We start from the raw sequence: 23,442 nt of genomic DNA on the forward strand, positions 1-23,442 counted from the left end.
GGAATCCTTATTTTTCGGAAATGATTTTGACGCTCTGGATGACGACGGGCGTCACCGGAACATTCTCGTAATAGCCAGCGTTGCCGGTCGGCACCTTGGCAATCTTGTCGACGACATCCATGCCCTGGACGACCTTGCCGAAGACGGCGTAGCCCCAGGTGCGGCCATCGGCCGGAGAGCGGTGGTTCAGGAAGTCGTTGTCTTTCAGGTTGATGAAGAACTGGACGCGGGCGGAGTGCGGGTCCTGGGTGCGGGCCATGGCCAGCGTGCCGCGCTCGTTTTTCAGGCCGTTGTTGGCTTCATTCTGCAGCGCCGGGGTGCGCGTTTTCTTCTCTTCCATCGACGAGTTGAAACCGCCGCCCTGAATCATGAAGCCATCGATGACGCGATGGAAAATGGTGGCTTCGTAAAAGCCGTGTTTGGCGTTGTAGAGAAACATCTCCACGGTCTTCGGGGCTTTGTCCGGGAACAGTTCCAGCGTGACCTTGCCGAGCGAGGTGGTCATTTCCACCGTCGGGGCTGCCCAGGCAGCGACGGAGAGCAGCAGGCCGGCGGTCAGGGTTGAGAGTTGCTTCAACATCAGGCACTTCCTTCGTAGATGATTTTCCATTTGCCGTCTTCGCGAATCCAGTACTGGCGCTTTTTCATCTGGTTGTTCAGATTGTTGCTGCGGTAGTCCTGGTCGAAGGTGACGACAACCACTTCTTCCTTGCCGGGGTTGCGGAACACGGACAGGTTATCCACCTTGACCTTGATCCACTCCTTGCCCCCATTGACTTGGCGCTTCTGGGCGGCAAATTGTTCGTAACTCTGGTCGGCCGATTTGAAACGCTTCGAATAGTGTTTCAGGTAACGCTCGGTGTCGCGGCTTTCCCAATCGCTCCGCCAGGCGTCGATGGCCTTGTTGAGCTCGGTCCGTTCCTTGTTCCAGTCATCCAGCGACAGCCATTCGACCGAGTTGCTGATGATGACCGGCGTCAGACCGACCTGCAGATTCTTGGAAATGGCTTCCAGATCCTGGTTCGTCAGGACGACGCAGCCATCCGATGCTTTGGGCGGACGGGCGTAGGTGTCGGAGGGGGTGCCATGCAGCCAGATACCGCTGCCGCCACGCCCCTGGCGCTTGTCCCATTCATTTGGATAGTTGATGGGATAGGCGCCGCTGCCATACAGGTCGGCCAGCTTTTGCCGGGGCAGGTTGGCGGTCACGTGGTACACGCCAATCGGGGTGCGCTTGTCACCTTCGGCCGATTTTTCAGCACCCAGCTTGCCTTGCGTCACGTAATAATCGGCCACAAAACGCGGTCGACCGCCGTTCTTGACGTCGTTCTCGTAGAGATAGAGGCGTGAGCGTTTGGTATCCACCACGATCGCGTAGCGCTGGTCCGGCTGCATTTGCAGCAGGTAGCGCGGCACGGCATTGTCCTGCGGCTTTTCCCGATAGCCCTTGAGGCGGGCAATGGCCTCAGCGCGCAGGTCGGCCACTTTTTCCGTGGGTGCGCTATTCAGGGCACCGAAGGATTGGATGGGTTGGGTGCGCGCCATCAGCAGGTCGCCGCGAATCAGATGGGCGAGACGATAGTTCGGGTACTGGCGGAGCAGATTTTCAGTCAGTTGCAGCGCGCTGCTCAGACGGTTGTCTTCAATTTCCTTGAAGATCTTGGCCAGTTGGGCTTCCGGTCCCATATCCGAGACCGTGGAAGGGCGTGCCGAAGCAACCTGAGTGGCACTCAGGGCTGCTGTCGCACCTGCACTGGCAGCCACCACAGCGGCTGCCTTGCGAGGGGCGTTTTTTTGCGTCGATTTGGGCGGCTTGGCGAGGGCGCTGCCCGCCACGCAGGCGGACAGCCCAAACAACAGAAACTTCCGACCAAACATCAGCGGGAGTTTTCTTCCTTGATCAGCCACTTGCCGCCGCTACGCACGAAAACGAGGGTCTTCGTCGTGGAGGTGCTCAGGCCCGGTGCACTGTAGTGCTGGCGGAATTTGACCACGGCACGGTCGCCATCAACGGTGATGGCCGGTGCATCGTAGCTGACCGAAATCTTGCCGCCCTTGCCGGCGATACGCTGTTCGCGTTCCGCTTCCCACTCCTTGCGGGAAATACCCTTCGGCGTGTTGAAGTCGCTGGCGTAAGCACCCAGGTAAGCGCGCATGTCCTTGCGAGACCAGGCGCCGGCCCAGTTGGCGAGGGCTTTGGTGACATCTTCGTTGGCCGTATCCGCCGGCTTGGCAGCCGCAGGGGTCGGAGCCGGCGCAGCAGCCACGGGTTTGGCATCCGTATTCTTGGCCGCAGCGGCGCCCGGGGTGGCGGCTACAACGCTGGCCGTCGGGGCGGCTGCAGGCTTGGACGGAGCGGCAGCCGGGGCCGGTGTGGCTGCGGCAACCGGTGCCGCAGCGGCCGGCTTGGCGGCAACGGCCGGTGCTGTGGCGGCCGGTGCAGTCGGTTTGACGTTCGGCTTGCCGGAGGTGCTGATCAGATCGCGGATCAGGGCAAGCTTGTTCTGGGTGGCGGCATTGGCACCATCCAGCTGCAGTGCCTTGTCGTAGGCCTGGCTGGCGAGCTTGGCGTAGATGTCGCCAAGGTTTTCGTAAGCGATGGCATAAGACGGGTGAGTCCTTATTGCCATTTCCAGCGCCGTGCGCGCCTTGTCATACTGCTTTTGCTGCGCGTAGAGCACCGCGAGGTTGTTGTACGGCTCGGGGAGTTCCGGGAAGTCTTCGGTCAGTTTCGTGAACACGGCGATGGCTTCAGCCGGCTTGTTCATTTCGGTGAAGATCAGGCCCTTCAGGAAACGGCCTTGCGCATCCTTGGGTTTGCCGGAGAGGTAGGCGTCGACCTTTTCCATGGCCTGCGGCAGTTGGCCCTGTTTCATCAGGCGCTGCACTTCCGGCAGGTTGTCGGCGAAGGCGGGGGCGGTAAAGCCGATGGCCAGGCCGAGAGCCAGTGCGCGCATCGTCTTGTACTGCTGGAAACGGGGTTTGAGCAGGGAAGTTGAGGTCATCGCTGTGCTACAATTCTCGGGTTTTTACAAACAGCCGATTCTACCAAAAACCCTGCGCGATCCATAGGATCACCCCCCGGAACGGCGCCTTATTTTTCCTTGGTATGCTAAAAATTTACAATTCCCTGAAGCGGGAAAAACAAGCTTTTACACCCATCGAACCCAACAAGGTCCGCATGTACGTGTGCGGGATGACCGTTTATGACTATTGCCACCTCGGGCATGCCCGCGTGATGGTGGTATTCGACATGGTCTACCGTTGGCTGAAGGCATCCGGGTATGACGTGACCTACGTCCGTAACATCACGGATATCGACGACAAGATCATCAAGCGCGCAGCGGAAAATGGCGAAACCATCCTGCAACTGACGGATCGCTTCATTGCGGCCATGCATGAAGATGCAGACGCGCTGGGCGTGCTGCGGCCCGATCATGAGCCGCGTGCTACCGAATTTGTGCCGGAAATGCAGGAGATCATCGGCAAGCTGGAGGCCAACGGTCTGGCGTATCACGCGGCAGATGGCGACGTGAATTTTGCCGTGCGCAAGTTTGACGGTTACGGGAAGCTTTCCGGCAAGTCGCTGGATGACCTGCGCGCCGGTGAGCGGGTCGAGGTCGATTCTGCCAAGCAGGACCCACTCGATTTCGTGCTCTGGAAAAGCTCCAAACCCGGTGAGCCGTCCTGGCCATCGCGCTGGGGTGACGGTCGTCCGGGCTGGCACATCGAATGTTCGGCGATGAGTTCCAAGCTGCTCGGCAACCATTTCGATATCCATGGTGGCGGGCAGGATCTGCAGTTCCCGCATCACGAGAACGAGATTGCCCAATCTGAGGGGGCAAACTGCTGCACCTTCGTGAATTACTGGATGCACAACGGTTTTGTCCGGGTCGACAACGAAAAGATGTCGAAATCCCTGGGTAATTTCTTCACGATTCGTCAGGTGCTGGAAGAATACGATCCGGAAGTGGTCCGTTTCTTCATCCTGCGTGCGCAGTATCGCAGTCCGCTCAATTACTCCGATGCACATCTGGATGATGCCAAGCGCAGTCTGGACAGCCTGTATTTCGCGTTGCGCGATGTGCCGCCGGCAGCGGTGACCCTGGATTGGGATCAGCCTTATGCGGCCCGTTTTGCGGCTGCACTGAACGAGGATTTCGATTCGTCCGGCGCCATTGCCGTCCTGTTTGAGCTGGCTGCCGAAGTGAATCGCCAAAAGGATGCGCAACTGGCTGGGTTGCTGAAGGCGTTGGCCGGTGTGATTGGCCTGCTGGAGCGCGACCCTGTCGCTTATCTGCGTGCGGGTGCGGGCGCGGGGGGGCTGGATGAGGCTGCCATTGATGCCATGGTAACGGCACGGACTGAAGCCAAGAAGGCGCGGAATTTTGCGGAAGCCGACCGGATTCGTGACGCCCTGAAGGCGGAAGGCATTGTGCTGGACGACAGTCCGCAGGGAACTAGCTGGCGTCGGGCCTGATCGGGCCAGGATGAAAAAAAGGGCGGGAAGTGCAGACTTCCCGCCCTTTTTGTTTGTTGGGGGATGGCTTTAAGCGGTGAGTCGCGGTGCGCTGCCATGTCCCTGGCAACTGCCATGGGCTTTTTGCAGGCATTCCTTGGCACAGCTTGCACAGCGACCACAGTCGCGCGTCACGCCCAACTCCCGGCGCAGATCTTTGAGTGTCCGGGCGCCGCCCAGCGCGGCTTCATGAATCTGGCGGTCCGTGACGGCCTGGCAAACACAGACGTACATGCGATGACTCCAAATCGTGCTTAATGCGAATTGTTTGCATTCTATGTAAACGAGAATGACTGTCAATAGCATTTGCATCCATGATGATGAATCGGTATTCATCGAGATCGCCTGAGACGGAGTCGTACTGAGTTCGGTGAGGTCCTGCCCGGAAAATGGGCAAAAAAAACCGCAGCCGGGGCTGCGGTTTTGACAGGCTAGTGGGCCGGGGAGATCAGTCCCCGGATTCGATATGGGCCTGGAGATAGTTCGGGAGCGTCACGCTGTCGATGAGGCTATGCTGGGTCTCCAGCCAGTCAATCGCTTTTTCGCAGCCTTCCAGCAATTCTTCGAGCAGTTCGCGGCTGACGTAATCCTGTTGCTCTTCGCAAAAAGCGATGGCTTCCAGCAGCAGGGGACGGTGAATCTCCTGCTCGTATTTCAGGTCGCCTTCCAGGCATTCGACCACGTGTTCCCCGATGAGCAACTTGCCCAGATTCTGCAGGTTGGGCAAACCTTCCAGGAAAAGGATGCGCTCGATCAGTTCGTCGGCTTCCTTCATGACCCGGATCGATTGCTTGTACTGGTAGTCGTTGAGCTTCTCCAGGCCCCAGTTACGGAACATCCGGGCGTGCAGGAAATACTGGTTGATGGCGGTCAACTCGTTTTTGAGGACCTTATTCAGCATCTCGATGACTTTTTTGTTGCCTTTCATCGTGCGCTCCCGTTCAGGTGGGGCTGCCCGAGCCCATCTGGCTCTGCAGGTGGTTGGGAAGGCCGATCATCTCGATCAGGCGCAGCTGTTTTTCCAGGAAGTAGGCGTGATCCACCTCGGTGTCTTCCAGCTGGACTTGCAGCATGTCACGGCTCACGTAATCCTGGGCCTTTTCGCACGCGGCAATGGCTTTCTTGAGTTCGCCATCGACGTGGTATTCGAGACCGAGGTCCGACTTCAGCATGTCCGGCACGGTCTTGCCGACCTTGAGCGGGTTGCGTTTTTCGAGGTTCGGCTTGCCTTCGAGGAACAGGATGCGCTGGATCAGCGCACGGGCGTGCTGGCGCTCGTGTTCGGATTCGTGGATGGATTTGTCTGCGAGTTCATTCAGGCCCATGTCGGCATACATCTCGCCGTGAATCAGATACTGGTCGACGGCGGTCAATTCGCCTGCGAGGAGATCGTTGAGGATCTCGATGATTTTCTTGTCGCCTTTCATGGCTTTCTCCGTAATGAGGCATTGCCGGTCTGGCAACGGATAGCTGGATTCTAGGTGGTGCAGCGCGCGTTGACCAGCACTCGCCCGGGAGAATCACCGGGTTGCTTGCTCTGACTTTTGGCATAGTGCATGATCAAACTTGGCGAAACGTCATGGAGGCAGCATGGGTGCGGCAGTCTGGGCGGTGGCAAGGTGTGCGGGGCAGGCCGGTCACGGCTGTTCCCGCTGACGGCATGCCCATGGCCAATATCCCCGATCCGGTTTCGAGCCATGCCGCTTTGCTGCATGCCGCCATTCTCGATCATTCGGGTTACGGCATCATTGCGACCACGCCGGAAGGGGTGATCACGGTCTTCAACCGGGCTGCCGAGCGCATGCTGGGGTATCGGGCCGAGGAAGTGATCCATCAACTGACCCCGGCGCCCTTTCATGATCCGCAGGAAGTGGTGGCGCGGGCCGCCGAGTTTTCCGCAGAATTGGGTGTGACCATTGCACCGGGTTTTGAGGTGTTTGTCGCCCGGGCGCGGCGTGGGCTGCCCAATGAATATGAATGGAGCTACATCCGCAAGGATGGCAGCCGCTTCCGTATCCTGCTCTCGGTCACCGCCTTGCGTGATGAACAGGAGGTGCTCATCGGTTTTCTCGGGATGGTGGTCGATGTGACGGAGCGTCTGTGGGCGCGCCGTGAACTGGCCGAACGAGAAGCCCAGTATCGCCAGCTTTTCGAAGACAATCCGAATGCGATGTTGTTGTACGACATCGACTCGCTGTCCATCCTGGCGGTCAACGATGCGTTGTTGCAACTTTATGGATACACCGAGCCCGAGTTGATCGGCCAGCCTTTGCACCTGCTCTGGGCGCCGGATGAATGTGGCGAGTTGATGCGCCTGATCGGGTTGCTGCGCAACGATACCTCCGCCGCGACCTTTCATCAGCGCTGGCGGAATGTACGCAAGGGCGGGCAGGAGTTTCACGTCGAGACGACCTCGCGCCGACAGTCTGTTGGTGAGCGGCGTGCCCGTTTTGTACTCGTGCATGAAATCAGCGATACGGTTCGTGTGGAGCGTCTGGCCGAAGATCAGGCCCGCTTCCTGAACCAGTTGCTGGATGCCTTGCCGATGCCGGTTTTTTACAAGGATCGGGCGGGCAATTATCTCGGTGCCAATCCTGCCTATTTCAATCTGCTGGGGTTGTCACCCGAGCATTTCCTGGGCCGGACGGTCGACCAGATTGCAGGGCCGGAATTGGCGGCCATTTACCGCGCGGCGGATCAATTGGTCTTCGACCAGCCCGATGTCGCTCATGTCTATACCTCGCAGGTGAGGGATGGGGCCGGAGATTTGCGCGACGTGGTTTTCCACAAGGCCGCTTTCCGCGATCACCAGGGGCGGGTGGCCGGCTTGATCGGCATCCTGATCGACATCACCGAGCAGCGCCGGGCCGCACAAGCCCTGCGCGAGAGCGAGGCCCGCCTGATGCAGGTCTTGCATAACAGTCCGCTCCCGATTTTCGTCATCGATGATCAGCATCGGGTGGTGCTCTGGAACCTGGCCTGCGAGCGGGTGATCGGCATTCCCGCGGCAGAAATGCTGGGGACGCGCGATGCCTGGCGGGCTTTTTATGCCGAGCCGCGCCCCGTGATGGCGGACTTGATTGTCAGCGGCGGCGATGAAGGCAATGTGCGCGCCTTGTATGGCCTGCAGTGTGCCCGTTCTGCCCTGAACCCCGAGGCTTTTGAAGCGGAAGGTTTCTTTCCGACCCTGGCGGAGGGTGAAGGGCGTTGGTTGTATTTCAGCGCATCCCCCCTGCGCGATGCCGAAGGCAGCGTGGTCGGTGCCATCGAGACGCTGGTGGACATTACCGAGCGCAAGCGGGCCGAAGCCGAAGCCCGCCTGTTGACCGAGGATCTGGAGGCGCGGGTACTGGCGCGTACCAACGAACTGGCACGGGCAAACGAGGAATTGCGGCAGGCCATGGGGCAACTTGTCCAGGCCGAGAAACTGGCTTCTTTAGGGACCTTGGTTGCCGGTGTGGCCCACGAACTCAATACGCCGCTCGGCAACATGCGGACTGTTGCCAGCAGTTTTGAGCACCGTCTGCAGGCGTTTGCGGCTGCCCTGGCATCGAACAGCCTGCGTCGCTCCATGCTGGATGAATTTGTGGCGGCGGCGCGCGATGCGGCCGGGATCATTGAACGCAATGCGCAGCGGGCAACGGAACTGATCGGAGATTTCAAGCAGGTGGCGGTGGATCAGACGAGTACGCGCCGACGCGAGTTTGATCTGGCCAAGGTGATTGATGAAATTCACGGCGCCTTGCGCCCACGACTGCGCCAGACACCGCATCAGCTTGAGATGAGCGTCCCGAGCGGGATCATGATGGACAGCTACCCCGGCCCGCTTGAACAGGTTTTGCTGAATTTCTTCAATAATTCACTGATGCACGGCTTTGCCGCCGGCGAGGCCGGACTGATCAGCCTCCGCGCCGGCGTATTGGATGATGGGCGGGCTGAATTGGTGTATGCCGACAATGGTCAGGGCATGGATGAGGCGACGGCTGCCCGTGCCTTTGATCCGTTTTTCACGACGCGGTTGGGCAAGGGTGGGAGTGGCCTTGGGCTGTATATTGTTTTCAATCTGGTCACCGGGGTGCTGGGCGGTGAGGTCGTCATGGACAGCCGACCTGGAGAAGGAACACGTTTCCGCCTGGTGCTGCCGCGTGTGGCGCCGGTTCAGCGCGTGACGGATGGGGAAGGGGAAGCGCATGCAGGATGATGATCTGATTACCGTGCTGGATGATGAGGGGGAGGGGGCGCTCGCCCCGGTCGAGACGGGCTGGCCTGTACTGATCGTCGATGACGACGAGGAGGTTCATCTGGCGACCCGCTATGCGATGCAAACCTTCCGTTATCTGGATCGTGCCGTTGCCTTGACGCATGCCCATTCGGCCGCGGAGGCCCGGGCCATTCTGGCCAGTCGCCAGGATTTTGCCGTCGTCCTGCTCGATGTGGTGATGGAAACCCAGGATGCCGGCTTGCAGATGGTGCGCCACATTCGCGATGACCTGGGCATGTCGGAGGTGCGCATCATCCTGCGTACCGGGCAGCCGGGATATGCGATGGAACTGGAGGTGTTTACCAGTTATGACATCAACGATTACCGCACCAAGAGCGAACTGACCCAGACCCGTCTCTTCACCGCCGTGATCTCGGCGCTGCGCTCTTACCAGCAGATCCGGACCATTGCGGAAAACCGGCGCGGTCTGGAAAAGATCGTGCATGCTGCCTCGGACCTCATGGAGTTGCGGGCCCTGGGCAGTTTTGCCGAAGGTGTGCTGATCCAGCTGGCCGGCCTGTTGCGTTTGCCGGTCGACGGCATCGTTTGCGCCCAGCGGGGGGCGCCAACCGGTCCTGCCGATCCGCAAGGCCTGTACGTGATCGGTGCCGCCGGACGCCACGCTGATTTGGTGGCTTCCCCCTTGAGCCGTGTCGATGCGCCGGGCGTGGTGTCGGCGATCGAGCAGTGCATGCAGGCCAGGCAGCACCTGTTCGCGCCGGCCCTGACCGTGCTTTACATCCGGAGCGGTGAGAGCGAAGGGGCGGTCTATCTGCAAACGGATTCGCCGCTGGCAGCCACCGACCAGCAGTTGCTCGAAGTGTTTGCCGCCAATATTTCCTCCTGCTACGGCAATGTCCGCCTGGTCGAGCGCCTCAACTATGTGGCCTACCACGATGGCCTGACGGGCTTGCCCAATCGGAGCTGCTTCATTCGCGATCTGGATGCCGTGGCGCGCGCTGGCGAACAGGTTGTGATCGCGCTGCTCGATCTGCGCCACTTTGCCGATCTCAATGACGGTCTGGGCCACGATGTCGGAAATGCCTTGCTGAAAGGCGTGGCGGCCCGTCTCCTGGAGCGGCTGGGCGGCGCGTGTCGGGTGGCGCGGATCGGCGCCGATGTCTTCGGTGTGGTCGGGCCGGAGGCGGCAGTGAATCCGGAAAGCTTGTTCGAGGTCTTCGCGCAGCCGGTGGATGCGGCGGGTAATCACTTGCCGCTCTCGATTACCTTGGGCTTTTGCCGTGTGCTGGGCGAGGAGCGCTCGGGACTGGCCCTGCTCAAGTCGGCCAATATCGCCTTGAACCGCGCCAAGCGCAGCTTGAGCGAGAGCTACCAGTACTTCGTGCCGGAGATGGAGGACCGCTCACGCTGGCGTCTTGAAATCATCAACCGCCTGCGTACTGATTTTCGAGAGGGCCTGCTGGAGGTCTGGTTCCAGCCCAAGGTGCAGCTACGCGGCGGGGTTTGTGTCGGGGTCGAGGCCTTGCTCCGCTGGCCCGGTCCGGAAGGGGGCTTTGTGCAGCCGCCGGATGTGTTCATTCCGCTGGCGGAATACTCCGGGGTCATCGTTGATCTGGGGCGCTGGGTGCTCGATAGTGCGGCGGCCATTTATCCGGCCTTGCGCCAGTCGATTCCGGGTGAGCTGTCGATTGCCGTGAATATCAGCATGCCGCAGTTTCTGGGCGGCGGTTTTGTCGATGAGGTGCGCGAGGTCATGGTGCGCCATGGTTTGCCGCGCGGTGTGCTGGAACTGGAGGTGACCGAGAGCGTGGCCATGGAAGAGCCGAAGGCGGTCATCGGCAGCCTGGCCGCCTTGCGTGATGCGGGCGTGCGGGTGGCGATCGATGACTTTGGTACCGGCTACTCCTCGCTGGCGCATCTGCGCGAGTTGCCGATCGACTGTCTGAAAATCGATCGGGCCTTCATCAAGGATATTGCCGGCGGCGAGGGGGGCATGTTTGCCGAAACCATCGTCGCGCTGGGCAGCAAACTCGGTTTGACCATCGTGGCCGAAGGCATGGAGACAGAAGAGCAGGCGGGCTTCCTGCGTGGCCTCGGCTGTGGCGTCGCGCAGGGCTACCTGTATGCGCGGCCGATGCGCTTGCCGGATCTCCTGGCCTGGCTGGCCAGTCGTCCGCGCCACTGAGCCGGTTTCAGCGTTCGACCCAGATGTGACGGGCGATCTGGTGCTCAAGCGCCAGTTCGACCTCGTCGGCCAGGATCACGGTCATCGGCTTTTGCTGCAGGACAGTCAGCGGGCGGTGTTCGGCCAGGCCGTAGGCGGTGAGCTGTTCGCGCTGATGGGCATCGATCTCATCGCCGAGGGCGGCCAGACGGACGGTTTGACCGGGCTGGATGAAGGCCAGCGGCAGGCGGGCATCGTGTTTGGGGGGCATGCTCAGCTCCAGAGGGCCCGCAGGGCGAGGTTGAACAGGCCGCCAATCAGGAAAGCGAAGGGCACGATCAGGCCAACCATGGTGGCGGCCGTTTTCGCCCCTTGTTCCTTGACCATCATCATCAGGCTGGCGAAGCAGGGGATGAACAGAGTAATCGTGATCATGCCGACCACGGCCTGAATCGGGCTCAGGCTGCCGGCCATGGCGAAGAGGCCGGTTGCGCCGAAGTCGCGGCGCAGGAAACCCATCACGAAAGCGGCGGACGCCTCCTTGGGCAGGCCCAGCCAGCCGGTGACCAGCGGTTCGCCGGCTTCGATGATGGCGGGCAGCGCGCCGATCTTGTCGAGTGCAAACATGATGAAGGTCCCGAGCAGGAACAGCGGGATGACTTCGATCAGATACCACTTGAGTCGGCCGCCGGTCTTTTTCAGCACGTTGCCGAGGATCGGCAGGCGCATCGGCGGCATTTCGGTGACCAGCGGAATGCGCCGGCCTGGAATCAGTCGGGCGGCCAGGAAACCGGCCAGCAGCAGCACGCCGACCATGGCCAGGGCCCAGATCAGCACAGCCTGGAAAGACACGCCGCCCAGCATGCCGAGCACGACGCCCAACTGCGCTGAGCAGGGAATGGCCAGGGCAAGCAGGAAGCTGGTGATCAGGCGTTCGCGCGGTGAGTGCAGGATGCGGGTGGTCAGCGTGGCCATGGTCACGCAGCCGAGGCCGAGCACCATGGGCAGGACGGCCCGCCCATTCAGGCCAATCGCGGCAAAGAGGCGGTTGGCGATCACCGTCAGGCGCGGCAGGTAGCCGGAGTCTTCGAGGACGCCGAAGGCGAAGAAGAAGGTCGTGACGATGGGCAGAATGAGGGCAAGCGCATAGGTCATGCCCATGGTCCACAGACCGTATTGCCCGACCAGCATTTCGGCCAGCCAGGGGAGGTTGACCGTCGACTGCACGAAATCGGTGAAGGCCGGGTTGAGGATGCCTTCAAACAGGTCTTCCTCCATCAGGCCGACCAATGTGGTGGCGCCGAAAACACCGACGAATTCATAGACGGCAAACAATACGCCGAGCAGGATGGGCCAACCCCAGGCCGGATGCACGACATATTGGCCGATTCGTTGCGACAGGAGCGGGCTGCTCTTGGGGGCGCGCTGGATGACGCTGCCAGCCAGGGCATCAGCGGCCTGCGTCCGTTCGCGGGCCAGGCGCGGTGGCAAGGCCTGCGGGCCGGTGCCGGCGTGGGCCTGGCGCAAAGCCTGCAATTCGGCAAAGTGTTCGCCGGCCTGGGCGGCCAGCCACTGGCTGACTTCGTCGTCGCCACCGAGAAAGAGGATGGCCAGACCGCGTGCTGCCAGATGGGGATGCGGGGTCCGGCGCGTGATGGCGGCAGTGGTCTGCGCGATCAGGCTTTCGATTTCTGGATCGTATTGCAGCAGGGTGTCGGGGCGGCGGGCGGCTTCGATGGCCTGCGTCAGTTCGCCCATGCCCTCGCCGCCGGTAGCAACGGTGGTGACGACCGGAATATCCAGGGCTTGCCCGAGGGCATCGACATCGACGGTGACGCCGCGGGCGGCCGCCTCGTCGTGCATGTTCAGGGCGAGCACCATGGGCAGGCCGAGTTCGGCCAGCAGGGCGGTCAGGGTCAAGGTCCGGCGCAGATTCTTGGCATCGCCAACCTGCACCAGACAGCGTGTGGATTCGTTGAGCAGGGCGCGCATGGTGGCGCGCTCGTCATCGCTGCGCGAGGGCAGCGCCAGCACGCCCGGTGTGTCAAGCAGCACCGCTGTCTTGTCGAAGCGGGTATTGGCGCGGGTCACCTCGACCGTGGTGCCGGGATAGTTGGAAACGTTAACGTAGGCGCCGGTGAGGCGATGGAAGAGAACGGATTTGCCGACGTTGGGGTGGCCGACAAGAAGTAGTGCGTTGGGCGTCATGGTGAGTCGTGTCAGGTGGCCTGGCAGCGTTGTAGTGCTGTGCTGAGCCAGGTGGCGTCGACTTCGCCGGTGCGCTGAGCGCAGGGGCGACGGTCGCGATCGAGAAGAACGGTGTGGGGTAGCGCGCCGCTTCGGTTTCCAAAGCGTGCGAGCAGGCCCTGTGGCGTACTGGGTCCGTGGAGCAGAAGGGTTGGTGAACGCAGGGCAGCCTGCACATCAACGGGGCTGCCGGCTGTCTCCTGGGGGCGTTGCAGGGCAACGGCGATGAGACGCAGGCCGGTCTGACGGGCTGTGTCTGCCAGTAGCGGCAATTCGCGTACACAGGGGGGGCAATCGCTGCGCCAGAAATTGACCAGGGTGAGCCCCGGAGGCAGTGCTGCCAGGCGGATAAAACCCTCGCGACCCGGAAGTTCAAAATCCAGCGCGTTTTTGGCCTGTTCGGCGGCGTTGACCGTCGGACAAGCAAATGGCCCCGCCAGGAGGGCGAGGCCAAGGCTACGGAGCAAACGAAGGCTTGGTGTCACAGGGTGAACTTTACGCCACCATAGACAAAGCGACCACGGTTCGGGCCCCAGATGTGGGTGACATCGTAATTGCCGGCGCCGTCGATCCAGAGCATGCTTTCTTTGTCGGATTGTTTGAAATCGAACGCATTGTCGATACCGAGATAAGCTGACCATTGTTTGTTCAGCCGGTATTCGCCGCGCAGATCGATGACCCAGTAAGAAGGACTCTTGTCCATTTTCTTCGTGCCATCGAAGTTGTAGCGCTGATTATTGGCGTAATCGTAAAACTTGGCGAGATCCATCGGGCCGGTCCAGGTACCGCGCAACATGCCGGTCCAGGGGCCGCTCTCGTAGTCCAGGCGCAGATAGGCGCGTGTCTCCGGTCGGGCAAAAGCAAGCGTGCCTGCTTCGGAAAAGCGGTAGCTGAAACGCTCTGCGGCGACCGTGGCTTCCAGTTGCGGCGTCAGCTTATAGGTGACGGTCAGGTCACCTCCGACTACTGTGACGGGTTTCTGGGCCGACGTGAAACGGGTGATGGCCTCGCCGGTCAGCGGATCGGTGGCGCCCGAGTCGAGCAGGGCCATGTTTTTGATCCGGTTGTAGTTCAGCGAAGTCACCCAGGCCAGACGGTCGCCCGCGTAGGACAGGGCGTAGGAGGCGTTGTCGGCAGTTTCCGGTTTCTTGATCTCGCGGACGATGCGGGTGGTGTCAAGGATGCCGTGATCCTGCTCGAAGAACGAGGTCGGCGCCCGGTAACCATGACCAACGGCAAAGCGGCTGTTGAGTTCATGCGAATGGTGCCAGAGGGCGCTCAGACGCGGGCTGGTGATGCCGCCAAAGATGTTGTGTTCGTCATGACGTACAGAGCCGTTGAGTTCCAGGTCGCCGTCGAAGAGGGCTCGGTAAGCCTGAACGAAGGCACCCGGCGTGCGATAGACGTAGTTGTCGATCCCATCATTGATACGGCCGCTGGCATCGGTGCCCCGGCTGCGCAGGTCTTCGTAACGGTAGCTCAGGCCGGTGGTGACCAGGGTCTCTCCCAGAGGCTGCTGAGTGCTGGCTTCCAGGTAGTACTGGTCTTGCTCGGCACGATACGTTGCTTTTTCGTAGAAGGAGTCCTGCTTGTGGTTCGCGTAGCCAAAAGCCAGGCGCAGGCTGCCTTCGCCCAGCCGACGAGTGGCGCTGCTGACGATCTGCTTGCGGTCGGTAAAGATGATCTCGGACATGCCAGCCAGGCCATCGTTGTAGAACTTGCCGGCCTGACCATTGCTCAGGGTGTCGCTGCCGCTGCCGTCCGGGGTGACCCAGCCGCGGGCGTCAGGGGAGCCGTGCGGACCGGCGCGCCAGTTGAAAGGATTCCCGCTGCCATCTGCTTTGACGCCGCTGTAATCCTTGCCCATGGCGCCGCCCATGCGCTTTTCGTCGACCAAATCAAGGCGGCCTTTGACCTTGAAACCACCCAGGTCATCCACGAAGAAGCCCAGACCGGCGATGTTCCGCTTGAAGCCGGTGTATTCGGAAACGCCATTGCCGTCGGCGTCGACCGTATCGTGTGTGTTGTGCTGGAAATTGGCGGTCAGTGCGCCGCCTTCGAAGGCTTTGGCGCCAAAGAGGTCGGTGCTCCATTGGCCGTAGCGGCCAAATTGCTGGTTGGCGATGAACTCATCCTTGCTCGGGCGGCGGGTGACGATATTCACCGAGCCTGCGAGGGCTTCCGGTGCGATCAAGCTGGTGCCGGCGCCACGTGAGATGTCGATACGTTCGACTCCGCCCAGATTCACGCTGTCCAGACCATAGGCGGTCGACACAGAGGAAAAAATCGGAATGCCATCAATGAGCAGGGTGGTGTAGCGACCCGGCAGGTTGTTCAGCACCACGTTGCGTACGTTGCAGATCGAACATTCAGCCTGGACGGCAATCCCCGGGCGTTTGTCCAGGACTTCGGTCAACATCGTTGCGCCAGTTTTTTCGATTTCGCGGGCACCGATTGATTCGGTGGCGACGATTTCGTCGCGCAATTTCGCCTTGGCGGCAGCGCTGTTGCCCCCCGAAACCGTGACTTCACCGAGTTGTTTTTCCGCCGCCATCAAGGGGGCGGCGAAGGCGAGGAGCATGGCCGCCAGTAGGGGCGTAGGACGATACGCGTGCATGTGATCTCCCTGGTCTGCTTTTTTGTTTTCTGCTGTGTGATGCAGGCCGCCGGGGCGGCCTGCCGGAAGGTTTTAGTGCGCCCCATCTCCCGGCTGGGTGACGAAGCCGATTTTGGACAAACCGGCACGCCGGGCGGCACTCATGGTTTCGGCAACGGCTTCATAGCGCGTGGCACGATCGGCCTTGAGGTGCATTTCGACGTTGGCGTCCTGGTCGACCGCCGCCTTGAAGCGGGCTTCGAGCTGGCTACGGTCGACGGCGTCAGCACCGATGAAAACGGCGTTGTCGGCATTGATCGCCACCTGCAGCGTGGTCGGTTTCTGTTCGCTCGGCGTGCTGGCGGCGCGCGGCAGATCGACCTTCACCGAGTGCGTCATCAGGGGCGCGGTGATGATGAAGATGATGAGCAGGACGAGCATCACATCGACCAGCGGCGTCATGTTGATTTCGGCCGTCGGCATCTGGCTGCCGGCCGAGTTGAAGCTGCCCATGGCCATGTTATACAGCCTCCGCGGCGGCACGGGCGCGCATCGGGTGAATCTGGGCGCTGTTGGCGACGAAGGGTTTGCCGACGGTGAAGAAGGCGTGCAGATCGTGGGCAAAGGCATCCAGATCGGCCAGCACGACACGGTTGGCGCGGGTAAAGGCGTTGTAGGCAAAGACGGCAGGCAGGGCGACGGCGAGGCCGGCGGCAGTCATGATCAGCGCTTCGCCAACCGGACCGGCGACCTTTTCCAGCGCAGCCTGACCGGACAGGCCGATGGCGACCAGGGCGTGGTAAATCCCCCAAACGGTGCCGAAGAGGCCGACGAACGGTGCGGTGGCGCCCGTCGTGGCGAGCAGGGTCAGGCCGTTTTCCATGCCGGCCTGGGTGGTCGACAGCTGCTGGCGCAGGGCGCGTTCCATTTGCTCGGCCGGGTCGAAACGGGAAGCCAGGCGGCCGGTCACGGACTCACATTCGTGATTGCAGCAATTGGCCTGCTCGGCCAGTTGGGCGTAGGGGCTGTTGGCATCCGCATCACGCAGGCGCTCGATGCCTTCGGCCACGCTGGTGGCAGCCCAGAATTTGCCGATGGCACGGGCGGCACGCCGCATGGTCCACCAGTCCCAGGCCTTGGCCAGAATCAGGTACCAGCTGGCCATGGACATCAGGGCCAGAATGACGGCGACGGAATGCGAGACGGTGTCGCCGGCAGCCCAGAGGTGACTAATGCCGAATGCGTTTTCCTGCATGCTTACTGCTCCAATTTGAAAATGATGGGAACGAGGACCCAGCTCTGGACGGCGCTCTCGCCGCGTTTGGCCGGGATGAATTTCCAGGTGCGAACGGTTTTCTGCGCCGACTCATCGAGGCGCGGGCTGCCGGAAGAAGTCTTGATCTCGACCACGTCGGCGCTGCCTTGCGGCGTGACCGAAACGCGCAGGATGACCTTGCCTTCTTCGCCCATGCGGCGCGCCATCGGCGGATAGGCCGGGGCCGGGTTTTTCAGGTAGTCGGCATCGAAACGAGCCTGACTGACCGATTCGCTCGCGGCGGTGCTGGGGGCGGCAGGGGCCGGCTTGCTCTCGGCCGGCGCTGCAACAGGAGCGGCTGGTGCCGGAACGGTGCTTTGCGTGGTTTCCAGTGCCGGCGTGGCCTGCTTGGGCGTGCTGACCGGCTTCTGTGGCGTGGGCTTGGCCGGCTGGGGCTGCGGTTTGGGCTGCGGCTGCTTCATTTCAACCGGGGCCGGCAACATGTCGACGACCAGGGGCATTTCCATGATCTGGGGAACGACGGTTTTAGCGGTGACCACGATCAGGCCGACGGCAACATGCAGGCCAATCACTGCGCCCAGCAGACCGCTACGCTGGAAGGGGGAAGGACGGGAAAGCGCGTAGCTCATGAAAATCCAGAGTGTGGCTCGCGAAAAAAATCCCTGGCTGGCTGAGGTGAGCCTGGCTGGCTAAGGGCGCGAGAGGTGACAACGGAGAAACTTATTTGGTCAGGATCAGCTTGTTTTCGCGGGTGACGCGCAACAGGTAGCGCTGGCCTGCATGTTCGATCTCGATTGCGGTATTGCCGCGCAGGATGTCATTGCTATCAACGCGGGGACGCTCGGTATCGAGAGTGGGCAGAGGATGTGGGGTGTTAGGCAGAGGATTCATCAGTAAAAATGAATACAAACAAGAATTGATCTCATTTTGTTGTAAACGAGAATTGTTGTCAATAGAACAAAAGGGTTAATCTGCTTCGAGCGGTACGTCACAGACGCTCCGGATAATGCGTTCGAAGCTGCTCGTACCGGCGGCTTTCAGGTAGATGCAGGGTTTGCCGCTGCGTTTGCACTGCTCTTTGACGCGCCAGTAAGCGTTATGGCTGATGCAGCCCGCCTGGCAGATCACCAGGTCGGCAGCCGCCAGGGCCGCGTCGATCCGGTGCAGGCTTTCCTCGATTCCGCCATCGTGGTGCAGGAAGCGGCCACCATGCTGCTCCACCCGTTCGCGATAGGCGTCGACGCTGCCGCTTCGGCCACCGACGCAGAGGATGCAGCGTCCGTCGAGATGCGCAGGCTCCGGTGTGTGCCCCGGGCAAGGGGAAGGCGGAGAAAGTTGGGGGGGAAGAGGGCTTGGGCGTTGCTGGCTGGCAAGAAGGTTCTCAAGGGTCCTGACCTGCTGGGTCAGCGTGCTGGCACGTGCTTCGGCGTCGCGCATACGGCGGGCCAGTTGCTGGCGGTCTTTCAAATCCGGCAGCGTCTCACGCAGTCGGCTCAGTTCGCTGCTCAGGTTGGCGATCATGGCGTCCTTGCCGGTGCTCTCGATGCGCAGGGCCGTGATGCGGTCGGCCAGATTGCGGGTTTCCCGCGACTTTTCCTGACGCAGCACCGCATTTTCCTGGCGGCTTGCCTCGAGTTGCCGCTGCAATTCATCGCTGCGCTGTTGCAGGCGCCGCAGTGTGTCCAGATCGGCCCGGGCGCCACTGCCAATCTGGTGCTGCAGCATGTGGATATCGCCGTAGAGGGTGTGCTCCAGGGCGCTATCGCATGCCGGATGGGTCCAGATGCTCCAGAGCAGGCCGGGGATGTCCTGGCCTTTGCTGAGCGCAGCTTCCCATATGGCGGCCAGTTCGTCCGGGGTGCGCAGGGATTTTAGGTCCTGGATGTGACGTGCATAACGCTTTTCCAGCGCCTTGTGCAGCAGTTCGGCAAGGGGGGTACGCTCCTCGCAGGCACCGACTGCCGTGGTATGCAGGACAAAGTCGCTGGTGTCGCGAGGAAAATGCATGACCCGGGCCATGGTCTGGCGTAGAGCATCGACTTCAAAGCAGGTGCCGATCAGGGGACAATGGCATTTATGGGGCAGGGCCCAGAGCTTGCGGCGCTGATGCGTGCGTTTTTCCAAGGGTGCTGTAACAGGGAAGCGCGGTGCGGGGGGCGGGGGGAGGGCCGTGGCAGGGGGCGTGATGGCGGCGCTGCTTCCCGGAAAGAGGCCGTTCAGTCGTGCGAAAGGAAAGGGGGCGTTCATGCGGGGCGTCCTTCCGGGCGTGCATCCCGGCTCAGGCGCTGGCTGGCGCGCTCGCACAGATTGCGGGTGTCCGGGTCGATGCCTTCCAGATCGCCGAGGCGTTCGAGCAGGCGTGAGGCGTTGAGCGCCGAGTGGGGGCAGGCGGTCTCGGCGTGAATGAGCACAAGGCTCAGGGCGGCAGCCCAAAGTTCCGGGGCGGGCATGAGCGACTCCTTGGCAGACGTGGGGTCAGGTAGGGATGCCGGAGAGCAGCATCCAGAGGAGGCATCCGGCAAGCGTGGTATTCAGGAACAGACTGTGCATCGTGATGCTCCGGCAATCAGGCTGGGCACGGGCTTGCCAGGCTTTTCGCCTGACAGCCGCGCCGGATAAAACGGTCACGGAAAAGGAAGCCCTGAGCGAGGTCGAAGCCGTATTGGCGGGCCATGGCCAGGTGTTCCTGGGTTTCCACGCCTTCAAGAATGGTCGTCAGACCGAGGTCGACCGCCTGAGCCAGTGCCCAGGTCAGGATGGTGCGTTGCTTGGCCGAGAGTTCGCGGGCCAGCCAGGAACGGTCGAATTTCAGGAAGGTGGCATTCATCAGGGCCGCGTAGGAGACCAGGCCGCGTGACGACGAGAGATCGTCGATGGCCTGACGGATGCGCTGGCGATCCAGGTCGGCCATCATGCGTTCCGAGCGGTCGACGTCCTGCAGATGCAGGTTTTCGATGACTTCGACAACCAGGCGCTGACGCTGCTCGCCCAGCAGGGGCAGGAAGATGTTGTCGCCTTTCTCTGCCTCGCCGACGGCATAACTGTCCGGATCGAGATTGACGAAGAGCAGGCCGTGCGTCGGCGCTTCGGCCAGTTGCAGCCGCTTGGTTTCCAGTTCGGCATGCAGCAGCAGAAGCGGATTGTCGTGCAGGGCTTCGAACACGCGATCCGGTGGCAGGGCGCTGCCATCGGCTGCCACGAAGCGGGCCAAGGCTTCATGGCAGCGCGTTTCCCCGGTCTGGAGGCAGATCATCGGCTGGTATTCGACGCCAAAGCGCTGCCGGATCAGGCAATCCAGAATGGTGTGCGGGTGAATCTCGGGAAGCGCTTTCCGGGGTGTGGTCATGCTGGCTTACATCCGGGTGGCGTAGTACTCGACCACCTTCGGCAGGTCGAGCGGGAAGGCCGCGGCATCTCCTCCGGGCAGGTGACTCAGGGTGGCGGCCAGTTGATTGCCATCGAAAGCGATCCATTCCGGGCGCAACAGCGCCGGGTCGGCCAGATTCTGCTGGATGACCGGATGCTGGCGGGCGCTTTCGCGCGGGCCGAACTGGTCGCCAGCCTTGACCCGGATTGACGGAATGGTGACCCGTTTGCCGTTGAGCCGGATATGTCCGTGCGAAATGAGCTGGCGGGCGGCCGGAATGGTCGGTGCGAAGCCGGCGCGGAAAACCAGATTGTCGAGGCGGCGTTCGAGCAGTTCGACCAGTTTTTCACCCGTTGCGCCGCGATGCTTCTTGGCATCGGCAACGACGCGGCGCAACTGGCTTTCGGTCAGGCCGTAGTTGTAGCGCAACTTCTGTTTTTCCAGCAATTGCAGGCCATAACCGGATTTGCGGGCGGTCAGTTTGCGCGCGCCGTGTTGCCCGGGGGGCTGTGGGCGATCCTGCATCGATTTGCGGCTGAGGCCGGGCAGGTCGACGCCGAGGGCGCGGAGGACTTTGAGGCGGGGGCCGGTGTAGCGGGACATGGGAACACTCCTGGAAGCAATTAGTGAAGGGTGGCGACCAGCCGGTGGCTTGGGGTCTCGTCTGCGATCGCGGCGTGGAGGATGGTCCACTCCTCGCGCAGCAGGGGCAGGGAATGCCGGATGCAGGTCGGCAGTTGGCCGTCGGGCAGGTGGGCGAGGTCGTCCAGCGACTGACAGATCTGGGCGGCCAGTTCCGGGCTGCCCAGGCAGGAAAAGCGCGTCATCTGCGCCAGCAGGCGGGCAAGTGCGGTGGGGGTGTCGTTCATCAGCACAGCGACTCCGTATCCTGGAGAGGGCGGCGTCAGGAGAGTCGCCATCTCATGGTTGAGAAAGATGGCTGGCTGGCAAGGGTGCTGGCTGGCTGTTAATGAGAATTATTATTATTTGAGCGCATGGTGTCAAGCGGGATTGACGGGGTTGGCCCGATAGACGAAAAAAAAGCCACGCAAATGCGTGGCTTTGGGTGGGCGATGAGAATGACTCAGCGGTCGCCGTAAGGCTTTTTCTTGAACTTGCGTTCGCCGTCAAAGCGACGTTCCGGGCGATCGCCATTGAACTTGCGTTCGCCATCGCCGCGCGGGGCGAAGCTGCCGGCCGGGCGGCCTTCGTCTGGGCGCAGGTTGATCGGCACGCCACGGATGCGCGTACGCTTCAGCGCGTTGGCGGCTTCGGCCGGCATGCCGGCCGGCAATTCAACCGTGCTCGACTCGTCATAGAGGCCGATGCGACCGATAAAACGGCTTTCGATACCGGCTTCGTTGGCGATGGCACCGACGATGTCACGGACTTCAACACCGTTGTCCCGGCCCACGTCGATGCGGTAGCGCACCATGTCACCTGCCGGTGCGCCGCGCTGCGGGCGGTCTTCGCGACGCGGGCGTTCGCCACGGTCTTCGAAGCGCGGACGATCACCGCGTTGTTCGCCATCACGCTCGAAGCGGGGCTTGCGCTCACGGTCGCCGAAACCCGACGGTCGACGGTCGTTGTTGTCGAAATTGCGCGGCGGCGGGGGATCTTCGCCGCCAATCTGCAGCGGCTTGCCGGACTGGGCCATCATGGCGAGTGCTGCTGCGACTTCCTCGGCGCTGACGTTCTGCTCTTCGGCGATCTGGGAAACGATGTTGGCGAAGAAGTCCAGGCCTTCGGCGTTGAGCACCTCGGCGACTTTTTCCTTGAAGCTGGCAACGCGCTTGTTGGTGACGTCTGCACGCGAGGGCAGGGTCAGCGGCGCGATTGCCTGGCGCGTGGCGCGCTCAATGGTGCGCAGCATGCGTACTTCGCGCGGGGCGACGAAGAGGATGGCGTGGCCGTTACGGCCGGCGCGGCCGGTACGGCCGATGCGGTGCACGTAGGCTTCGGTGTCGTACGGAATGTCGTAGTTCACCACGTGGCTGATACGCGGCACGTCGATGCCGCGGGCGGCCACGTCGGTGGCGATGACGATGTCCAGCGTGCCCGACTTGAGCTGTTCGATGACGCGTTCGCGCATCTGCTGGTTCAGGTCGCCGTTCAGGGCGGCGGCGGCATAGCCGCGGGCGTTCAGCTTGTCGGCCAGTTCCACCGTGGCGGTCTTGGTGCGCACGAAGATGATGGCGGCGTCGAATTCGTCCTCGACTTCCAGGATGCGGGTCAGCGCATCCAGCTTGTGCATGCCGGAAACCTGCCAGTAAACCTGACGGATGGCGGCGACGGTGGCCGTGGCAGCCTTGATTTTCACTTCCTTCGGATCGGCCAGGTATTTCTGGGCAACGCGGCGGATCTGCTCCGGCATGGTGGCGGAGAAGAGGGCGGTCTGATGCTCTTCCGGGGTGTGTTCGAGAATCCACTCGACGTCGTCGATGAAGCCCATGCGCAGCATTTCGTCGGCTTCGTCCAGCACCAGGGTCTTCAGGTTGTCGAGATTGAGGGTCTTGCGTTCCAGGTGATCCATGACGCGACCCGGCGTGCCGACGATGACGTGGGCGCCGCGTGCCAGCTGCTTCAGCTGGATGGTATAGCTCTGGCCGCCGTAGATCGGCAGGACGTGGAAACCGGGCAGGTTCTTGGCGTAGCTTTGCAGGGCTTCGGCCACCTGGATGGCGAGTTCGCGCGTCGGGGTCAGGATCAGCGCCTGCGGCTTGTTGACCTTGATATCGATGGTTTCCATCAGCGGCAGCGCAAAGGCGGCAGTCTTGCCGGTGCCGGTCTGGGCCATGCCCAGAATGTCATGGCCATCGAGCAGGATGGGGATGCACTGGGCTTGAATCGGGGAGGGGGTTTCGTAACCGATTTCGGAGAGTGTCTTGAGGAGCGACTCGCTCAGGCCGAGATCGGCAAAGCTTTCGACGGTGGTCGACATGGTGTTGTTTCCTTTCCTCGTCGCGTGCACGGAATTGTGTTCCGGCGGACGTGCGGAATAAGTGCCCGAGTGGCGGGCGGCCTGGAGAACCCCGATGCAGCCTTACCGGG

23 protein-coding genes are annotated in these 23,442 nt (G+C 61.8%); 3 read left to right on the top strand and 20 right to left on the bottom strand.

Annotation, left to right across the window (positions count from 1 at the left end):
• Positions 1–7 precede the first annotated feature (7 nt).
• From AACO21_RS11470 to AACO21_RS11480, 3 genes are read right to left on the bottom strand one after another with little or no spacing between them, the layout of a single operon-like run.
• Entirely contained in the window at positions 8–580 is a 573-nt protein-coding gene (locus tag AACO21_RS11470) for a peptidylprolyl isomerase (RefSeq protein WP_346192652.1), read from the bottom strand.
• On the bottom strand, positions 580–1,857 hold the full coding sequence (locus AACO21_RS11475) for a L,D-transpeptidase family protein (protein WP_346192653.1): 1,278 nt from the start codon (positions 1,855–1,857) through the stop codon (positions 580–582). Before AACO21_RS11475 ends, AACO21_RS11470 begins: the two co-directional genes overlap by 1 nt.
• 20 nt (positions 1,858–1,877) lie before the next feature.
• Positions 1,878–3,005: a tetratricopeptide repeat protein gene (locus AACO21_RS11480; protein WP_346192654.1), complete on the bottom strand. Its 1,128-nt coding sequence runs from the start codon at positions 3,003–3,005 to the stop codon at positions 1,878–1,880.
• A gap of 104 nt (positions 3,006–3,109) precedes the next feature.
• Here AACO21_RS11480 and cysS point away from each other — a divergent pair, with 104 nt between their 5' ends.
• Positions 3,110–4,480, top strand: a complete 1,371-nt coding sequence (gene cysS / locus AACO21_RS11485) for a cysteine--tRNA ligase (protein ID WP_346192655.1) — start codon at positions 3,110–3,112, stop codon at positions 4,478–4,480.
• A gap of 69 nt (positions 4,481–4,549) precedes the next feature.
• Here the strand turns inward: cysS and AACO21_RS11490 are convergent, their stop codons facing one another.
• The 3 genes from AACO21_RS11490 to bfr (AACO21_RS11500) form a co-directional block, all read right to left on the bottom strand.
• Entirely contained in the window at positions 4,550–4,753 is a 204-nt protein-coding gene (locus tag AACO21_RS11490) for a (2Fe-2S)-binding protein (RefSeq protein ID WP_346192656.1), read from the bottom strand.
• A gap of 214 nt (positions 4,754–4,967) precedes the next feature.
• A complete protein-coding gene (gene bfr, locus AACO21_RS11495) occupies positions 4,968–5,447 on the bottom strand; it encodes a bacterioferritin (RefSeq protein WP_346192657.1) in 480 nt (159 codons plus the stop codon).
• Between the two features lie 13 nt (positions 5,448–5,460).
• The gene (bfr, locus tag AACO21_RS11500; protein ID WP_346192658.1) at positions 5,461–5,946 is read right to left on the bottom strand and encodes a bacterioferritin; all 486 of its coding nucleotides are present in this window, start codon (positions 5,944–5,946) and stop codon (positions 5,461–5,463) included.
• 239 nt (positions 5,947–6,185) lie between these two features.
• On the opposite strand from bfr (AACO21_RS11500), the gene AACO21_RS11505 reads away from it, so the two are divergent.
• Entirely contained in the window at positions 6,186–8,720 is a 2,535-nt protein-coding gene (locus tag AACO21_RS11505) for a PAS domain S-box protein (RefSeq protein ID WP_346192659.1), read from the top strand.
• Positions 8,710–10,926, top strand: a complete 2,217-nt coding sequence (locus AACO21_RS11510; protein WP_346192660.1) for an EAL domain-containing protein — start codon at positions 8,710–8,712, stop codon at positions 10,924–10,926. The genes AACO21_RS11505 and AACO21_RS11510 overlap by 11 nt, the downstream gene beginning before the upstream one ends.
• Before the next feature lie 7 nt (positions 10,927–10,933).
• On the opposite strand, the gene AACO21_RS11515 is transcribed toward AACO21_RS11510, so the two are convergent.
• From AACO21_RS11515 to AACO21_RS11580, 14 genes are all read right to left on the bottom strand, one after another.
• Entirely contained in the window at positions 10,934–11,176 is a 243-nt protein-coding gene (locus AACO21_RS11515) for a ferrous iron transport protein A (RefSeq protein ID WP_346192661.1), read from the bottom strand.
• Between the two features lie 2 nt (positions 11,177–11,178).
• Entirely contained in the window at positions 11,179–13,113 is a 1,935-nt protein-coding gene (gene feoB, locus AACO21_RS11520; RefSeq protein WP_346192662.1) for a ferrous iron transport protein B, read from the bottom strand.
• An 11-nt stretch (positions 13,114–13,124) separates the two neighbouring features.
• The gene (locus AACO21_RS11525; protein WP_346192663.1) at positions 13,125–13,619 is read right to left on the bottom strand and encodes a TlpA disulfide reductase family protein; all 495 of its coding nucleotides are present in this window, start codon (positions 13,617–13,619) and stop codon (positions 13,125–13,127) included.
• A 14-nt stretch (positions 13,620–13,633) separates the two neighbouring features.
• Positions 13,634–15,769: a TonB-dependent receptor gene (locus AACO21_RS11530; RefSeq protein ID WP_346192664.1), complete on the bottom strand. Its 2,136-nt coding sequence runs from the start codon at positions 15,767–15,769 to the stop codon at positions 13,634–13,636.
• Between the two features lie 72 nt (positions 15,770–15,841).
• Complete coding sequence (locus AACO21_RS11535; protein WP_346192665.1) at positions 15,842–16,267, bottom strand: biopolymer transporter ExbD; 426 nt, start codon at positions 16,265–16,267, stop codon at positions 15,842–15,844.
• Position 16,268: 1 nt separating this feature from the next.
• Entirely contained in the window at positions 16,269–17,003 is a 735-nt protein-coding gene (locus AACO21_RS11540; protein ID WP_346192666.1) for a MotA/TolQ/ExbB proton channel family protein, read from the bottom strand.
• Positions 17,004–17,005: 2 nt separating this feature from the next.
• Complete coding sequence (locus AACO21_RS11545) at positions 17,006–17,653, bottom strand: TonB family protein (RefSeq protein WP_346192667.1); 648 nt, start codon at positions 17,651–17,653, stop codon at positions 17,006–17,008.
• Positions 17,654–17,744: 91 nt separating this feature from the next.
• Positions 17,745–17,915 (bottom strand): hemin uptake protein HemP, encoded by a 171-nt coding sequence (locus tag AACO21_RS11550; RefSeq protein ID WP_346192668.1) that lies wholly within the window; start codon positions 17,913–17,915, stop codon positions 17,745–17,747.
• Between the two features lie 75 nt (positions 17,916–17,990).
• Positions 17,991–19,271, bottom strand: coding sequence for a DUF2325 domain-containing protein (locus tag AACO21_RS11555; RefSeq protein ID WP_346192669.1), 1,281 nt, complete (start codon positions 19,269–19,271; stop codon positions 17,991–17,993).
• The gene (locus AACO21_RS11560) at positions 19,268–19,474 is read right to left on the bottom strand and encodes a hypothetical protein (RefSeq protein ID WP_346192670.1); all 207 of its coding nucleotides are present in this window, start codon (positions 19,472–19,474) and stop codon (positions 19,268–19,270) included. Before AACO21_RS11560 ends, AACO21_RS11555 begins: the two co-directional genes overlap by 4 nt.
• Before the next feature lie 116 nt (positions 19,475–19,590).
• Positions 19,591–20,370, bottom strand: coding sequence for an EAL domain-containing protein (locus AACO21_RS11565; protein WP_346192671.1), 780 nt, complete (start codon positions 20,368–20,370; stop codon positions 19,591–19,593).
• Positions 20,371–20,376: 6 nt separating this feature from the next.
• On the bottom strand, positions 20,377–20,994 hold the full coding sequence (gene rpsD / locus AACO21_RS11570; RefSeq protein WP_346192672.1) for a 30S ribosomal protein S4: 618 nt from the start codon (positions 20,992–20,994) through the stop codon (positions 20,377–20,379).
• A 20-nt stretch (positions 20,995–21,014) separates the two neighbouring features.
• Positions 21,015–21,260 (bottom strand): hypothetical protein, encoded by a 246-nt coding sequence (locus AACO21_RS11575; RefSeq protein ID WP_346192673.1) that lies wholly within the window; start codon positions 21,258–21,260, stop codon positions 21,015–21,017.
• 215 nt (positions 21,261–21,475) lie between these two features.
• Positions 21,476–23,332: a DEAD/DEAH box helicase gene (locus tag AACO21_RS11580; protein WP_346192674.1), complete on the bottom strand. Its 1,857-nt coding sequence runs from the start codon at positions 23,330–23,332 to the stop codon at positions 21,476–21,478.
• Between the last annotated feature and the right edge of the window lie 110 nt (positions 23,333–23,442).

This window comes from Dechloromonas sp. ZS-1, from assembly GCF_039649255.1.
Classification (GTDB): Bacteria; Pseudomonadota; Gammaproteobacteria; order Burkholderiales; family Rhodocyclaceae; genus Azonexus.